The sequence below is a fragment of the Mycobacterium sp. NGS62 genome (assembly GCF_059812285.1).
Map to the genome: position 1 here is coordinate 1 of NZ_JCALCK010000016.1, position 16,295 is coordinate 16,295.

Annotated in this window: 16 protein-coding genes; 6 read left to right on the forward strand and 10 right to left on the reverse strand. The window is 67.3% G+C overall.

The window, feature by feature from the left end; genetic code table 11:
• Positions 1–142 precede the first annotated feature (142 nt).
• A complete protein-coding gene (locus AC5Y49_RS22690) occupies positions 143–1,000 on the forward strand; it encodes an HAD-IB family hydrolase (RefSeq protein WP_499891588.1) in 858 nt (285 codons plus the stop codon).
• Positions 1,001–1,431: 431 nt separating this feature from the next.
• On the opposite strand, the gene AC5Y49_RS22695 is transcribed toward AC5Y49_RS22690, so the two are convergent.
• From AC5Y49_RS22695 to AC5Y49_RS22715, 5 genes are all read right to left on the reverse strand, one after another.
• Positions 1,432–2,172, reverse strand: coding sequence for an oxidoreductase (locus AC5Y49_RS22695; RefSeq protein WP_499891509.1), 741 nt, complete (start codon positions 2,170–2,172; stop codon positions 1,432–1,434).
• A 64-nt stretch (positions 2,173–2,236) separates the two neighbouring features.
• On the reverse strand, positions 2,237–3,820 hold the full coding sequence (locus AC5Y49_RS22700) for a dipeptide ABC transporter ATP-binding protein (RefSeq protein ID WP_499891510.1): 1,584 nt from the start codon (positions 3,818–3,820) through the stop codon (positions 2,237–2,239).
• Positions 3,808–4,638 carry an ABC transporter permease gene (locus tag AC5Y49_RS22705; RefSeq protein WP_499891511.1) on the reverse strand — a complete coding sequence of 277 codons (831 nt, stop codon included), beginning with the start codon at positions 4,636–4,638 and terminating at the stop codon, positions 3,808–3,810. The genes AC5Y49_RS22700 and AC5Y49_RS22705 overlap by 13 nt, the downstream gene beginning before the upstream one ends.
• A complete protein-coding gene (locus AC5Y49_RS22710) occupies positions 4,631–5,557 on the reverse strand; it encodes an ABC transporter permease (RefSeq protein ID WP_499891513.1) in 927 nt (308 codons plus the stop codon). Before AC5Y49_RS22710 ends, AC5Y49_RS22705 begins: the two co-directional genes overlap by 8 nt.
• 1 nt (position 5,558) lies before the next feature.
• A complete protein-coding gene (locus AC5Y49_RS22715) occupies positions 5,559–7,157 on the reverse strand; it encodes a peptide ABC transporter substrate-binding protein (RefSeq protein WP_499891515.1) in 1,599 nt (532 codons plus the stop codon).
• A gap of 54 nt (positions 7,158–7,211) precedes the next feature.
• On the opposite strand from AC5Y49_RS22715, the gene acs reads away from it, so the two are divergent.
• A complete protein-coding gene (acs, locus tag AC5Y49_RS22720; RefSeq protein ID WP_499891516.1) occupies positions 7,212–9,170 on the forward strand; it encodes an acetate--CoA ligase in 1,959 nt (652 codons plus the stop codon).
• A 3-nt stretch (positions 9,171–9,173) separates the two neighbouring features.
• Here acs and AC5Y49_RS22725 read toward each other — a convergent pair whose 3' ends face one another.
• Positions 9,174–9,896 carry a chymotrypsin family serine protease gene (locus tag AC5Y49_RS22725; RefSeq protein WP_499891518.1) on the reverse strand — a complete coding sequence of 241 codons (723 nt, stop codon included), beginning with the start codon at positions 9,894–9,896 and terminating at the stop codon, positions 9,174–9,176.
• Between the two features lie 159 nt (positions 9,897–10,055).
• On the opposite strand from AC5Y49_RS22725, the gene AC5Y49_RS22730 reads away from it, so the two are divergent.
• Both AC5Y49_RS22730 and AC5Y49_RS22735 read left to right on the forward strand, forming a co-directional pair.
• Positions 10,056–10,595, forward strand: a complete 540-nt coding sequence (locus AC5Y49_RS22730) for a phage holin family protein (RefSeq protein WP_499891520.1) — start codon at positions 10,056–10,058, stop codon at positions 10,593–10,595.
• Entirely contained in the window at positions 10,596–11,561 is a 966-nt protein-coding gene (locus AC5Y49_RS22735) for an alpha/beta fold hydrolase (protein ID WP_499891522.1), read from the forward strand.
• Here AC5Y49_RS22735 and marP read toward each other — a convergent pair.
• The 4 genes from marP to nth are packed head-to-tail and all read right to left on the reverse strand — an operon-like array spanning position 11,554 to position 14,928.
• Positions 11,554–12,744, reverse strand: coding sequence for an acid resistance serine protease MarP (marP, locus tag AC5Y49_RS22740; protein ID WP_499891524.1), 1,191 nt, complete (start codon positions 12,742–12,744; stop codon positions 11,554–11,556). The two genes, AC5Y49_RS22735 and marP, sit on opposite strands and share 8 nt — an antisense overlap.
• Positions 12,744–13,586: an NUDIX hydrolase gene (locus AC5Y49_RS22745; RefSeq protein WP_499891592.1), complete on the reverse strand. Its 843-nt coding sequence runs from the start codon at positions 13,584–13,586 to the stop codon at positions 12,744–12,746. Before AC5Y49_RS22745 ends, marP begins: the two co-directional genes overlap by 1 nt.
• Positions 13,586–14,224 (reverse strand): TlpA family protein disulfide reductase, encoded by a 639-nt coding sequence (locus tag AC5Y49_RS22750; protein WP_499891525.1) that lies wholly within the window; start codon positions 14,222–14,224, stop codon positions 13,586–13,588. Before AC5Y49_RS22750 ends, AC5Y49_RS22745 begins: the two co-directional genes overlap by 1 nt.
• Before the next feature lie 23 nt (positions 14,225–14,247).
• On the reverse strand, positions 14,248–14,928 hold the full coding sequence (nth, locus tag AC5Y49_RS22755) for an endonuclease III (RefSeq protein ID WP_499891596.1): 681 nt from the start codon (positions 14,926–14,928) through the stop codon (positions 14,248–14,250).
• Positions 14,929–15,150: 222 nt separating this feature from the next.
• On the opposite strand from nth, the gene AC5Y49_RS22760 reads away from it, so the two are divergent.
• A complete protein-coding gene (locus AC5Y49_RS22760; protein ID WP_499891599.1) occupies positions 15,151–15,453 on the forward strand; it encodes a hypothetical protein in 303 nt (100 codons plus the stop codon).
• A gap of 126 nt (positions 15,454–15,579) precedes the next feature.
• Entirely contained in the window at positions 15,580–16,254 is a 675-nt protein-coding gene (gene crp / locus AC5Y49_RS22765) for a cAMP-activated global transcriptional regulator CRP (protein ID WP_036362963.1), read from the forward strand.
• Positions 16,255–16,295 lie beyond the last annotated feature (41 nt).

Below are 16,295 nucleotides of genomic sequence, written 5' to 3' on the forward strand. Positions count from 1 at the left end.
GATCCGCTTGCAAAAGGAAGCAGGACTTCGAACTAGGCGCCGCGGATTCTGGCCGGTTGTGGCCGCCGATCGCGCCTCGGTTGAGCGGATGTTTTATCCGCAGTTCTCGCGGCGCGGGCGGACGCCGCCCTATGCTGAGCCGGTGACCGTCCCCGACCCGGCCGCCGATCAGCAAACTTCACCGGAAGTGCGGGACAGCTCCGTTCCGCCCGCGCGCACCGCCGCTTTCTTCGACCTCGACAAGACCATCATCGCCAAATCCAGCACCCTGGCGTTCAGTAAACCGTTCTTCAATCAGGGCCTGATCAACCGCCGCGCGGTGCTCAAATCCAGCTACGCCCAGTTCCTATACCTGTTGTCCGGCGCCGACCACGATCAGATGGATCGGATGCGCATCCACCTGACCAACATGTGCACGGGGTGGGACGTCGAGCAGGTCAAGTCGATCGTCAACGAGACGCTGCACGACATCGTGACCCCGCTGGTGTTCGCAGAAGCCGCCGACCTGATTGCCGCCCACAAGTTGTGCGGGCGCGACGTCGTGGTGGTGTCGGCATCCGGCGATGAGTTGGTGGCACCGATCGCCCGCGCGCTGGGAGCCACCCACGCGATGGCCACGCGCATGGTCGTCGAAGACGGCAAGTACACCGGAGAGATTGGCTTCTACTGCTACGGCGACGGCAAGGTCCAAGCCATTCGTGAGTTGGCCGCCCGCGAGGGGTACGTGCTCGACCACTGCTATGCCTACTCGGATTCGATTACCGACATACCGATGCTGGAAGCGGTCGGGCATCCCAGTGTGGTCAATCCCGACCGTGCTCTGCGCAAGGAGGCGGCGGCCCGCGGATGGCCGGTGCTCAGTTTCTCCCGTCCGGTGTCGCTGCGCGATCGCATCCCGGCACCGTCGGGGGCCGCGGTCGCCACGACGGCCGCGGTGGGGGTCAGCGCGCTGGCCGCCGGAGCAGTCACCTATTCGCTGCTGCGGCGTTTCGCTTGGTAGCCCGCCAGCAAACTGATTGCGATTGCTATTTCAAGTTGTTTCAAAGCTTTACCCAATTGGCCCTTGCTGTGATACGGGTCACGTAGTACAAAGGAGTCACGGAAGCCCGGTGAGGCCAAGGTCGATCCGGAAGAGAAGGTTCGATCTCCCAATCCGGGCGCCCAGCACGGTTCCCGGCACCCACGCGGAGTCATAGCCGCGATAATGGCAGAAGTGTTGCGGGCCTGCGTAATTGCGAAAAGCGGACGGCTTCGACGGCCTTTTGGGTAGGGCTGCAACCGCGCGCCTCGCAAGATCGCCGAGGCCACCCACGCAACCCCGAGGATGCACGCTTGGTAACCGAGTGCCGTGCTAGCGGGCGGTGAGCCGAACTTTTCGGATCGCCGCCCGCTTCACATGTTCGACCATTCCCGGCGCCCTCCGCTGGCAATCTACTTGGCAAGCGACTCGGCGATCGAAAAGGCCTCCCGCCCACCGTCCTGCATGGCCCGGCAACACAACTTCAGCCAGCCCGCCATCCCCTCGGTGGTGCCTTCGGCGAAGCCGCGCGCGGCGTCGCGATAGTCGGCGGCGCGACGCATCCACGTCACCTCCGGCACGCCCAGCCCGTGCGGATCCAGCCCGGTGGCGATGGCGATCAGCCGCGACACCGCGCGGGCCACCACGCCGTCCGCACTGCCGAACGGCGCCAGCGCCAACAGCTCGCCGTGCGCGACTGCGGCGACCACCGGAGCCGGCGCCCGCGTGCCGCCGCTCACCACCTCTGCCAACAGCTCGAGACGCGGCCCGACGTCAGCGCCGGCCCGCGGCCGGCCCAGCCGTTCTTCGTCAACCTGATCGGCGGCCGCCAACATGTGCAGCCGCGCCAACGCCTGCAGCGGCGCCCGCCGCCACACCGCCACCAGGTTGGTCTCGCCGCCTTCGAGGGCCTGCGCCACCCGCAGCGCGCCGCCGAACACCGGGTCGCTGGTTGCCGACTCGTCGAGCTGTATGGGCCCACCATCCAAGACCGACGAGGCCCGCGCTGCCCGCAACGCCGCCTCGGCGGCGGTTACCGGCCAGCCCCGCCGGTTGGCCTGATGTCGATGGGCCTGGCCGAGTGCGTCGCGTGCCTGCTCGGCAGCGACGGCGATGCCGGGCAGCTCCATCAGTGGTGCCAGCGGGTCGTTCATAAGCGCCGCTCCTTCTCATCGCTGCGCTCTGCATCGTCGCCGGCGCGTATCACGACCAGTCACCTTAAGCGCCGGGGATCGCCGCCAGCAGCTCACGGGTGTAGTCATGCCGCGGCCGGGTGAACAACTCTTCGGTGGGCGCGTGCTCCACCACCCGCCCGGCGCGCATCACCACGACCTCGCCGGCGATCTGCCGGATCACCGCCAAATCGTGGCTGATGAACACATAGCTCAGCTCGAGCTCGGCCTGCAGCTCGGTGAGCAGATCCAGGATCTGCGCCTGCACGACGACGTCGAGCGCCGACACCGCCTCGTCGCAGACCAGCACCTCGGGGTGCAGCGCCAGCGCCCGGGCAATCGCGACCCGCTGGCGCTGGCCGCCGGACAACTCGCGCGGTCGCCGGTCCAACAGCGAGGACGGCAACGCCACCTGGTCGGCCAGCTCGCGCACCGCCGCGCGGCGGCCGCGACGATCGCCGACCCGGTGAATCCGCAGCGGTTCCTCGATGGCGCGGAACACCGAGTACATCGGATCCAGACTGCTGTACGGGTTCTGGAACACCGGCTGAACCCGGCGGCGAAACGCCAAGGTCGCACGACGGTCCAGTGCGGCGATGTCTTGACCGTCGAAAGTCACCACGCCCGACGTGGGTGGCAGCAGCCCGAGCATCATCCGGGCCAGCGTGGATTTCCCCGATCCCGATTCGCCGGCAATTGCCAGCGTGGACCCGCGCCGCAGCCGAAACGACACATCGTCGACGGCGCGAAATTCCGTCCTGCGCCACGGGGCGCCGTGCGACTGCCGGAAGACTTTGGTCAGTCCGCTGACCACGACCACATCGTCGCTTCCTGCATGGCGGTGCTCGACTGGCCGGTGCATCGACGGGGCGGCGGCCACCAGTCGACGGGTGTAGTCATGCTGCGGAGCTTGCAGGACCGTCTGCGCCGCGCCGACTTCCACAACGAGGCCGCGGTGCATGACGATCAGGTGCTCGGCGCGTTCGGCGGCCAGCGCTAAATCGTGGGTGATCAGCAGCACCGCGGTGCCCAGTTCACCGGTGAGACGTTGCAGGTGATCGAGCACCCGGCGCTGCACGGTGACGTCCAGCGCCGAGGTCGGCTCGTCGGCGATCAGCAGTTGTGGGCGGCCGGCCAGCCCGATCGCGATCAGCGCGCGCTGGCACATGCCACCGGACAGCTGATGCGGATAACTCCTGGCCTGCGTCACGGGATCCGGCATGCCCACCGCTTCGAGCAGCTGTACGGCGTCGGTGTCGTCGACGTCGTTGGCGCGCAGCGCCTCCCGGATCTGAAAGCCCACCTTCCATACCGGGTTCAGGTTGGTCATCGGGTCCTGCGGCACATATCCGATGCCGCTGCCACGGATCGAGCGGATGCGCCGCCGGTCGGCGGCGGTGATGTCGAGACCGTCGAAGACGATGCGGCCTGCGGTGATCCGCCCGCCGCCGGGCAGTAGCCCCAGAATGGCTGCGGCGGTGGTGGACTTTCCTGATCCGGACTCCCCGACGATGGCGACGGTCTGGCCGCGGTGCACCGTCAGATCCACGCCCCCGACCGCCGGAGCATCGTCGTCGAACCTGACTTCCAGGCCCTCAACGCTCAGCAGCGGCGCGGTCATGCTCGCCATGACCGTGAGCCCGGGTCGAGGGCATCCCGCAAGACATCGCCCATCATCATGAACGCCAACACCGTGATCGCCAGCGCGCCCGCGGGATAGAACAGGATCGGCGAGCCAGCCCGCAGCCGGGTCTGGTCGATATTGATATCCCCGCCCCACGACACCACCGAGGGCGGCAGCCCGACTCCCAGGTAGGACAGCGTGGCCTCGGTGACGATGAACATTCCCAACGCGATGGTGGCGACCGCGATGACCGGGCCGATGGCGTTGGGCAGCGCGTGGCGGACGAGGATCGCAAACCTGCCCAGCCCCAACGCTTCTGCGGCCAGAATGTAGTCGCTGTTCCGCACCGCGATCACCGCACCGCGGGCGATCCGGGCCACCTGCGGCCAACCGAACAAAGCCAGGATCGCGATCACGCTCCACACCGTGCGGTGATGCATCACCTGCATCAGCACGATGGCGGCCAGCAGCAACGGGATTCCGAAGAAGACGTCGGCCACCCGAGAGACCACCGCGTCGAGCCAGCGGCCGTAAAAACCGGCCAGCGCCCCCAGTGCCCCGCCGATGACGAACACCGCCGCGGTGGCGCCCAACCCGACGGTGATTGACGCGCGCGCGCCATAGACCGTGCGGGCGTAGATGTCGTGGCCCTGCAGATCGGTGCCGAACCAATGCGCCCCAGACGGCGCCAGCAGGCTCTGGTTCGGATCGGCATAGCCGGGATCGGCAGCGGTGAACAATGCCGGAAACGCCGCCATGACACCGACGAGCAGGATCAGCGCAGCGGCGAGGAGGAATTTCGGCCGACGCCACAGCTCAGCCATAGCGAATCCGGGGGTCCAGCGCGGCGTAGAGCAGATCCACCAACAGATTGGTGATCAGGTAGATGACCACCAGCACCGTCACGATCGACACCACCGTCGGCGCTTCCTGGCGGGTGACCGCCTGATAGAGCACACCGCCGACACCGTGGATGTTGAAGATGCCCTCGGTGACGATCGCGCCACCCATCAGCGCACCAAGGTCAGCGCCGAGGAATGTCACCACCGGGATCAGTGAATTGCGCAGGATGTGCACCGTCACCACTCGGGGCCGGGCCAATCCCTTGGCGGTGGCGGTGCGCACATAATCGGCGTGCGCGTTGGCGGCCACCGCCGAACGGGTCAACCGCACCACGTAGGCGAACGACACCGAACCCAGCACGATGCCGGGTAGCAGCAGTCGACCCAACGTCGCCTGATCGCCCACGGTCACCGGCGCGATGCCCAACCGAACGCCGAACACGAACTGCGCCAAAAAGCCGAGCACGAAAATCGGGACCGCGACGATAACCAGGCTGGCGATCAGCACGCCGGCGTCGAAGATCCCGCCCCGGCGCAACCCGGCGATCACCCCGAACCCGATACCCAGCACCGCCTCGACAGCCAGTGCGATCAGCGCAAGCCGGATGGTTACCGGAAATGCTTGTGCCAGAACGGTACTGACCGGCAGCCCGGAGTAAGCGCGGCCCAGGTCGCCACGCAGGATGCCGCCGAGGTAATGCAAATACTGCAGCACGAACGGGTCGTCGAGATGATATTGGGCGCGCAGCTGCGCGGCCACCGCGGGGCTCAGCGGCCGGTCCCCGCCCAATGCGGCCAGTGGGTCACCGGGCAGCAGGAAAACCATCCCGTAGATCATCAGCGTCGCGCCGAGGAAAACCGGGATCATGACTGCCACCCGACGGGCGATGTACCAACCCATGTCAGGCCTTGACGATGCGTTCGTAGTCGGGCAGACCGTTCCAGGTGAGCGCGACGCTACTGACCGCCGGTGACCTGCCCGCGACGGCGATGGTGTACCACAACGGTACGGTGGGCATGTCGCGCAACAGGATTCGCTGCGCTGCGTTGGTCAGCGCATGCGATTGCGGCAGGGTCGGTGCGGCTTCGGCGTCGGCCAGCGCTGCGTCGAACGCCGGGTTGGAATAGCCCACGTCGTTGGATCCGGCTGCGGTGACGAACAGCGGCTCGAGGAACTGCAGCATCGACGGATAGTCCCCTTGCCAGCCGGCGCGGAAGGCGGTGGTGATCGTGCGACGCGTGATCTGGGTGCGAAACCCCGCGAAGGTGGGCTGCGGCGCACCGGCGGCGTCGATGCCCAGCACGTTCTTGATGCTGTTGGCCACCGCGTCCACCCACTCCTGATGACCGCCGTCGGCGTTGTAGGCGATCGCGTACTGACCCGTCCACGTCGAGATGGCGTCGGCCTGTGACCACAGCCGTCGCGCCCGGTCCGGATCGAAATTCAATGCGTCGCTGCCGTCGATGTTCGGGTCGAATCCAGGCAGCGAACTGGCCGTGAATTCGCGGGCGGGCGAACATGTTCCGGCGAAGAACTGCCGGCAGATCTGCGGGCGGTTGATCGCCGCAGACAGCGCCAGCCGGCGCAGCCGGCCCTCCTCTCCGCCGAAGTGGGCCAACCGTAGCGGCGTGTCGAGAGCCCGGTTGCTTGCCGCCGGCGCGCTGACCGCGCGGTCGCCGAGGTCTTTGCGGTAGACCGGCAGCACACTGGGCGGAATGGTGTCCAGCACATCGAGATTGGCGGACAATAGATCGGCATAGGCGGTGTCGAGATTCGCGTAGAAGACGAAGCGCAGCCCCTTGTTCTGCGGCATGCGGTTGCCGTGGTAGCCGGGGTTGGGCACCAGGTCGAGTTTGACGTTGTGCTGCCAGGCGTATCCGTCGACAAGCCGGTATGGACCGTTGCCGACGGGATGCTGCCCAAAAGCCGCGATGTCGTCGAACGCCGCTTGCGGTAGCGGGTAAAACGGTGAAAACCCAAGCCGCAGTGTGAAGTCGATGGTCGGCGCCTTGAGCCGGACGGTGAATTCGTGGTCGTTGACCACGTGCAGGCCGGACATCGTGGTCGCGGTCGGCGTGTCGGCAGCGACCTCGTCGAAACCTGCGATCGGGCTGAAGAAGCTCTGCTGCAGCTGTGCGTTGGTGGTCAGTGCGCCGTAGTTCCAGGCGTCGACAAAGGAGTGCGCCGTCACCGGGGATCCGTCGGTGAAGGTCCACCCCGGTTTGAGCGTGATGCGGTAGTTGACGTTGTCGGTGGTGTCGACCGACTGGGCAACCTCCAATGACGGTGTGCCCTGGGCGTCGTAGGACATCAGGCCGGCGAACAGCCGGTCGATGATGCGCCCGCCGTTGCTGTCGTTGGTGTTGGTCGGGATCAGCGGGTTCTGCGGCTCGCCGGCGTTGACCATCACCACGTCGGTGCGCACCGTGGGCCCGCCGCAGCCGGTGAGCGCCGCCAGCGCGGCGATGGCCATGAAGAGCGCCGTCGCCGCACGAACCATGACGCCGACCCTAGAGCCTGCGGCTGCGGCGCCAGCGCGATTAGGCTCTCAGGAGTGACCGAAACGCATGCCGAGGCGCCGTCGTCATACCCGCCGCCGGACGAGTTCGCGGCACGCGCGAACGTCGGTGACGACGACTACCGCGAGGCCGAAGAGGACCGGCTGGCGTTCTGGGCCAAGCAGGCCAACCGGCTGTCCTGGGCAACGCCGTTCGAGCAGGTGCTGGACTGGTCGGAAGCGCCGTTCGCCAAGTGGTTCGTCGGCGGCCGGCTCAACGTCGCCTACAACTGCCTGGACCGCCACGTCGACGCCGGCCACGGCGACCGGACCGCTATCTACTGGGAAGGCGAACCGGTCGACGAGAGCCGCGAGCTCACTTACGCAGAGCTGCACGCGCAGGTCTGCAAGGCCGCCAACGCGCTCAGCAAGCTGGGCCTGGTCGCCGGCGACCGCGTCGCGATCTACCTGCCGATGATCCCCGAGGCGATCATCGCGATGTTGGCCTGCGCACGGCTGGGCATCATGCACAGCGTCGTGTTCGCCGGGTTCACTGCCAAGGCGCTGGGCGCCCGGATCGCCGACGCCGAGGCCAAGCTGCTGATCACCGCCGACGGCCAGTTCCGGCGCGGCAAGCCGGCACCGCTGAAGGAGGCGGCCGACGAAGCGATCGGCGCCGACAGCCCCGTCGAGCATGTGCTGGTGGTCCGGCGTACCGGGATCGACGTGCCGTGGACTGAAGATCGGGATCTCTGGTGGCATGACGTCGTCGACTCCGCGGCGGCCGAACATACTCCGGAAGCCTTTGACGCCGAACATCCGCTGTTCTTGCTGTACACCTCGGGCACCACCGGTAAGCCCAAGGGCATCATGCACACCAGCGGAGGGTTCCTCACCCAGACGTCCTACACCCACCACAGCATCTTCGACATCAAGCCCGACACCGACGTGTTCTGGTGCACCGCCGACATCGGCTGGGTCACCGGGCACACCTACAGCGTCTACGGGCCATTGTCCAACGGCGTCAGCCAGGTCATCTACGAAGGCACACCCGACACACCCACCCAGCACCGCCACTTCGAGGTCATCGAAAAGCGCGGAGTCACTATCTATTACGCCGCACCCACGTTGATCCGCACCTTCATGAAGTGGGGCCGCGAGATTCCCGACGCGCATGACCTGTCCAGCCTGCGGCTACTGGGATCGGTCGGCGAGCCGATCAACCCCGAAGCCTGGCGTTGGTACCGCACCGTCATCGGCGCCGACCGCACCCCGGTGGTGGACACCTGGTGGCAGACCGAAACCGGCGCGTCGATGATCTCGCCGCTACCCGGTGTGGCCGCAGCCAAACCGGGTTCGGCGATGACACCGCTGCCGGGCATCTCGGCCAAGATCGTCGACGACGACGGCAACGCGCTCACGCCGCCGTCGACAGACGAAGGCGAGCATGTCACCGGCTATTTGGTGATGGACCAGCCGTGGCCGGGCATGCTGCGCGGCATCTGGGGCGACCCGGACCGCTACCGCGAAACCTACTGGTCCAAGTTCGCCAAACAGGGCTGGTACTTCGCCGGAGACAGCGCTCGCTACGACCCGGATGGCGCCATCTGGGTGGTGGGTCGCATCGACGACGTGATGAATGTGTCCGGACACCGGATCTCCACCGCCGAGGTGGAGTCGGCGTTGGTCGGCCACTCCGGAGTCGCCGAGGCCGCGGTGGTCGGAGCCACCGACGACACCACCGGACAAGCGATTTGCGCTTTCGTCGTACTCCAGGCCGACCAACCCGAAACCGTCGACGAAAAGATCATCGAGGAGCTGCGCGGCGAGGTGGCGCGGACGATCTCGCCGATCGCCCGGCCACGCGAACTTCACGTGGTGCCCGAGTTGCCGAAAACCCGCAGCGGCAAGATCATGCGCCGGTTGCTGCGCGACATCGCCGAGAAGCGGGAACTCGGAGACACCTCGACGCTGCTCGACCCGGACGTGTTCGACGCGATCCGGGCGGCCAAGTAACCGCTAAGCAGCCGGGCTGGCCGAGACGGGGACGAATCCGGCGCCCGGGCGGCCCTTGGCGGCGAGGTCGGCCAACACAGCGTTGATCGACACCACCGTCGCGGGGGTGTGCAGCGGAATGTATTTGATGACGCAGGTCGGCAGGGCTTCGCTGAAGGCGCCGTGGATCATCCCCACCAGCAGATCGTCGACGACGACCGGTGCGCCCGAGTCACCCGGTTGCCCGCACACCTGCATGACCAGGGTGCCCGGATCCTGGCCCGGCCCGAACACGATGCCGCAGGAGTTGCCGGTGGTGCGGCCCTGCTTGCAGGCGATCTGACCGGCGGCCGGATCGGGACCGATGCCATTGATCGTGAACCCGCCGAGGTCGGCGACTGGTATCACCTTGGCCGGATCGAACCGGATGACGGCGTAATCAAGAATGTCGTTGCCGGCCACCATGGTGCCCAACGTGCCGCGATTCTGCGCCGCCTCGGCGGCGACCTGGGCGCCCGGACCACCACAGTGCGCGGAGGTGAAACCGATCAGTGCGCCGGTGTTGTCGTTGCCAATGCTGGTCAACGTGCACAGCGTGCCGCCGTCGATCACGATGCCGGCGCCGCCGCCGATCGGCACCCTGTCGTCGGCCACCGCGCTGGTGGCCCGCAGACCGACCAGGCACAGCAGGGCGGCAACCGCCGCTATGGTCCCCACACGAAGTAGCCGACAATGCGTTGTCTGCAAAGGGCTACTCCTGTCGCGAATCCGGAAGGGCTGCGTCAGTCTAACGTGGTCGGGGCCGTCCAGCGGCTGTCCTGTCCTGACCATCTCGGTTGCGCTCGTCTGGCACCGGGCCGCATGGCAACATGAACCGCGACAACAGCGAACCGGGAGGGACCGTCCGTGAGCAAGCCAGACCGCAAGAAGGCCGGTGGTAACGGCGGCAAGGACGGGGTGCCCAACACCCTCACCACGATTCCGTTGACCGACCCGCATGCGCTGCCCGTCGAGCCGTCAATCGGCGAGCTGGTCAAGGACGCGACAACCCAGATGTCGACGCTGGTACGCGCCGAAGTCGAACTGGCCCGCGCCGAGATCACCCGCGACGTCAAAAAAGGCCTGACCGGCAGCGTCTTCTTCATCTCGGCGCTGGTGGTGCTGTTCTACTCGACCTTCTTTTTCTTCTTCTTCGTCGCCGAACTGCTCGATACCTGGCTATGGCGCTGGGTCGCGTTCCTGGTCGTGTTCGGCATCATGGTCGTCTTCACCGCCCTGCTGGCGCTGTTCGGTTTTCTGAAAGTCCGCCGCATCCGCGGACCGCAGCAGACCATCGAATCGGTCAAGGAAACCCGCGCCGCTTTCACCCCGGGCCACGACAAATCTGACGGCACGACGGGACAGCTCGCGCCGGGCGGCACCCCTGCCGACCCCTCGGGCTGGTAAATGGCAGCACCGGATCCGTCGGTCACCCGTATCGACGGGCCATGGCGCCATCTGGACGTGCACGCCAACGGGATCCGCTTCCACGTCGTCGAGGCAGTCCCGCCCGAGCGCGATGCGGCCACCCCGCAGACTGCGCGGCCGCTGGTGATCATGTTGCACGGCTTCGGCTCGTTCTGGCTGTCCTGGCGGCATCAGTTGCGCGGCTTGACCGGCGTACGCGCGGTCGCCGTGGATCTGCGAGGCTATGGCGGCAGCGACAAACCGCCCCGAGGCTACGACGGTTGGACGCTTGCCGGCGACACGGCCGGGTTGATCCGCGCGCTCGGGCATTCGTCGGCCACCCTGGTCGGCCACGCCGACGGCGGACTGGTCTGCTGGGCCACCTCGGTGCTGCACTCCCGGCTGGTCCGGGCGATCGCAGTAATCAGTTCCCCCCACCCCGCCGCGCTGCGCGCCTCGGCGCTGACCTGCAGAGAGCAAGCTCGCGCGCTGCTGCCGTCGCTGCTGCGTTACCAGGTGCCGATGTGGCCGGAGCGATCGCTGACCCGGCACGACGCCGCCGAGATCGAACACTTGGTGCGCAGCCGCGCCAGCGCCAAATGGACTGCATCCGAAGACTTTTCCGAAACGGTCGGCCACCTGCGGCAGGCGATCCAGATCCCGTCGGCGGCGCACTCCGCGCTGGAGTATCAGCGCTGGGCGGTGCGCAGCCAGCTACGCGACGAGGGCCGGCGGTTCATGAGGTCGATGAGCAGAGGCACCAACGTTCCGCTATTGCACATTCGCGGCGGCACCGATCCCTACGTGCTGGCCGATCCGGTCGAGCGGACCCGGCGCTATGCCCCCCACGGTGGTTACGTAACCGTTTCCGGGGCAGGGCATTTCAGCCATGAAGAGGCGCCGCAGGAAGTCAACAGTCACCTGATGGGGTTTCTGCAGCAGGTGTACGGCAGCGGACTCAGCTGACGCAGGAGCCGGTGCCGACCGGGGCGGTGTCGCCGATCTGAGCGAGCTGACTGCTCACCTCTTTGGCGGTCAGCACGAATCCGGTGTCGTTGTCGTCGACCGCCGCCCCGAAGACGACCCCGAGCACTTTGCCGTTCATGTCGATCAGCGGGCCGCCCGAATTACCTTGCTCCACAGTGGCTCTGATTGTGTACACCTCGCGGTTGACGTTGGCGTCGCGGTAGATGTCCGGGCCGGACAGCTCAATGATCTCGCGGATCCGGGCCGGGGTCGCCACGAAGCCACCCCCGCCGGGGTAGCCCATAACCACGGCGTCAGTGCCACCCTTGGCCGGGGCACTGGCAAAGGCCAGCGGTCCCGGCGGCAGGTTCGGGACCGCCAGAATAGCGATGTCGACGGTGGGGTCGTAGGACACCACCGTGGCATCGTACGGGTTGCCGCTGACCTCCACTGTGACGTTGTTCGCGCCCGCCACCACGTGGGCATTAGTCATGACCCGATCTGGCGAGAGCACGAATCCACTGCCCTCCAACACCTTCTGGCAGCTGGGCGCGATCGCGCGGATCTTGACCACACTGGGCTCGGTTGCGGCCACCACCGGGTTGCCGGCCAGTGCCGCATCGGGCGTCGGGACCGCGACAACCGGGGTTCGACCGAACGGCCCCAGCACTTGCGGAAGACCGGAGGTGTCCAGCAGCGACGACAGCCGCTTGGGCACTGTCTGCAGCCAGGGCGGCGCAACCTGGTTGACTTCGGCCAGCACCCGCGAACCACGCACCGCCGCAGCGAGACTGGGCTGCCCCGACGACGACGTCAGCGGAGTCGCCAGCAGCCAGGCTGCGACGAGCACCACAACCAGCTGCACCGCCACGCCGATGATCGAGTCGAAGAAGCGGATGATGCGGCTGCGGATCGCCCCGCGCACCGCCCGGCCCAGCACTACGCCAGCGACCTCACCGATGACAACCAGCCCGAGGATCAGGCACAGCGCAGCGAACAGCTTGGCGCGCGGAGCCATGATGTAGCTGACAATGTGCGGCGCCAGCAGCACTCCGGCGACCGCGCCGAGCAGCACTCCGACGAACGACAGCAGTGAGCCCAAAGCGCCTGAGCGCCAACCCGAGATAGCCGCGACAAAGGCGATTGCGAGCACGGCGATGTCGATCCACTGTGACGGGGTCATCATGCACCACCCTCATCGCCGACCAGGGCCATCGCCTCGTCGAGTTCGCGGACGTCGCTGGTGTCCCAGGGCTGCGCCCAGCCGGCGACATCCAGCATCGCTGAGATCACCTGGCCAGTGAAGCCCCACACCAGCATTTCGTTCAACAGAAACGCCGGGCCGGCGAAGCGCCGGTGCAACGCGCTGCGATAGACCATCAGCCGGTTGGCCGGATTGACGAAAGCGCGCACCGGGACTCGCGCAACGATTGCAGTTTCGGCCTCGTCGACCACTGCCACCGGGCCGGGGTCGGGAGAATACGCCAACACCGGGACGACGTGAAAACCCGACGGCGCGATAAACGTTCGTTCCAATGTGGCCAGTGGATGCAGTCGGCCGATGTCGATTCCGGTTTCTTCGTGCGCTTCTCGCAAGGCAGTGGCCACCGGTCCGTCGTCGCCGGGATCGGACGCGCCACCGGGAAACGCCGCTTGGCCCGCATGGTGACGCAATGTGGAGGCCCGCACGGTGACCAACAGGTCGGCTTCGTCGGGAAACCTGCCGGCCGGGCCCGATTGCGGGCCGGAGAACAGCACCAGCACCGCGGCTTCGCGCCCGTCACCGCGCAGCGCCGCCGTCGCCTTCGCCGCGGTGACCAGCGCAAGGACGTCGGCGGGCAGCCGGCGCCGGAAGGCCTCCGGTACCTCGCCCACGTTGTCGACCAATGGGCGCAGCCAGGGCGGCCCGAGCTCGGGCGTCAGCGGAACCGCAGCGCTCACCGGCGCCTCCCTGGTGTGGTCCAATCGCCCGGCTCGCCCCCTCAAGCGGGGGGACCCCCGCCTCAGGGCGCCAGCCTGGCTCATCATGCATGATCTCCGACCGCAGCCGCGATTTCGTCGGCGGTGGCGAAAGCCCGCGGCAAGCTCTGGGCAACGCTACCGTCCGCGGCCAGCACCACCGTCGCGGGCATCACATTCGGCACCCGCAACGCGGCCGCGATCCGCCGGCGACCGTCCTGCAGCGTCGGCAACCGCACACCCAACTGCGCCAGCCGCAGCAGGGCCGCCGTCTCGTTCTCGTCCTGGTGCACGGTCACGACCGTTACGGCCGGCCCGACCCGTCGCTGATACTCGGCCATCGCGGGCAGCTCGGCCTTACACGGCTCACACCAATACGCCCACAGGTTCAGCACCACCCGGCGTCCGGCCAGCGCGCGGCCGACATCGACGGCCGAGCCGTCGGCTGCGCATTCCACGGTGACATCACGCAACGCCGGCGGACCGGCGTTGGCACCGGCGGCCGGACACGGGGGCAGATCGGCGCGTTGCCGGGGCCCGGCCAGCGCCGCGGGGGTGTCGGCGTCGCGGTGCTCGCGGCTCGGGCCGCTCGCCGACGGGGCCGGCGGGGCATCGCGGTGATCACGCAATTCGGCGACCAGCGCGACCAGCAGCGCCGCGACCACGACCAGGATCGCGACGGTCCAGCGGGTCCGGGCGGTCATGACGGCGTGGTGGTGTGGCGGGGCTACAACCCGGCCAGCGCCAGCAGATGTTCGGTTTCCGGGCCTTGGACCAAGGGCGCTGCGATCAGCGGGTCGGTCGGACCGGTCCCGAACGAGGGGCAGTCCTTGGCCAGCACACACACACCGCAGGCCGGTTTGCGGGCGTGGCACACCCGTCGGCCGTGAAAGATCACCCGGTGGCTGAGCAGCGTCCACTCGTCGCGCTCGATCAGTTCGCCGACGGCGTGCTCGATTTTCACCGGGTCTTCCTCAGCCGTCCACCGCCACCGCCCCACCAGCCGCTTGAAGTGCGTGTCGACCGTGATGCCGGGGATATCGAAGGCGTTGCCCAGGATGACATTGGCCGTTTTGCGTCCCACCCCGGGCAGGGTGACCAGTTCGGCCATCGTGGCCGGCACCTCGCCGTCGAACCGCTCAACCAGCGCCTGCCCCAGGCCGATCAACGACGAGGTCTTGTTGCGATAGAAGCCGGTCGGACGAATCAGCTCTTCCAGTTCGGTGCGGTCGGCGCGGGCATAATCGAGCGCGGTCTTGTACCGGGCGAACAATGCCGGCGTGGTCAGGTTGACCCGCTTGTCGGTGCTCTGCGCCGAGAGGATGGTGGCCACCGTCAGTTCCAGCGGCGTGGTGAAATCCAGCTCGCAGTAGACATGCGGAAAGGCTTGGGCCAGTTTGCGGTTCATCCGGCGGGCACGTCGAACCAAACCCAGGGGGGTCTCCGCGGCCCACCGCCGGTCCGGGGCGGCGGCGGGCGGCGCAGCGCCGCGTGCGGGCTTGCCCACTGTCACGTCCGACAGAGTACTTGGGTGAATATCCACTGAATTTTGTGATCCCGATGAGACCTTTGCCGTGTTTACTTGCTCCTTGTGTCGTGGTTGCTAGTGGCCTTCATCCCGGGGTTGCTGATGTTGGCGACGTTCGGCTTGCAACGCCTGGAATCGGGCTTGGTCGACGACACACTTACTGCCCGTGACGTCGCGGAGTTTCTCGAGCAGGCCGACGCCGCCGATATGGGCACGTTGGCCCGCGAAGGCATGCCCGAGGCGCTCGACGGCCTGCACCGCCGGCGCGGTGAGCGCATCGACGATCCGGTGCGCGGGTCCAGCGGCGCCGACTATGCCGTCGACCCGTCCGCAAACACCGGCCGCCATCGGCATTCCCGGGCGAATCGGCAATTTGAGCCGCCCCGACATGCCAATCGTGTGTAGCGTTGGCACGTCGAGTTAACGGCTGGCCTCTAGACTCATGTCACTAACCGCATAAGTTGGTACAGCGCCAAGGTGTGAGTCGGGCGCTTGCGCGTAACACAGTAATTCGAACAGCTAAGGGGCAACGTGGACGAGATCCTGGCGAGGGCCGGAATCTTCCAGGGGGTCGAACCCAGCGCCGTCGCAGCGCTGACCAAGCAATTGCAGCCCGTCGACTTCCCCCGCGGGCACACCGTTTTCGCGGAAGGGGAGCCGGGCGACCGGCTGTACATCATCGTTGCCGGGAAGGTCAAGATCGGCCGCCGGTCCCCAGACGGCAGGGAGAACTTGCTGACCATCATGGGCCCGTCCGACATGTTCGGAGAGCTTTCGATCTTCGACCCGGGGCCGCGGACCTCCAGCGCGACAACGATCACCGAGGTGCGGGCGGTGTCGATGGACCGCGACGCGCTGCGGGCCTGGATCGCCGATCGTCCCGAGATCGCCGAGCAGTTGCTGCGGGTACTGGCCCGCCGGTTGCGCCGCACCAACAACAACCTCGCCGACCTCATCTTCACCGACGTGCCGGGCCGGGTCGCCAAGCAGCTGCTGCAGCTCGCTCAGCGGTTCGGCACCCAGGAAGGTGGCGCAATGCGGGTCACCCATGACCTGACGCAAGAAGAGATCGCCCAGCTGGTCGGTGCGTCACGGGAAACGGTGAATAAGGCGCTGGCCGATTTCGCCCACCGGGGCTGGATTCGCCTGGAGGGCAAGAGCGTGCTGATCTCCGACTCGGAGCGATTGGCCAGGCGCGCGCGGTAGTTCCGCGAAGCAGAAGCCAGGGCTGCCGTTGGGCCCAAACC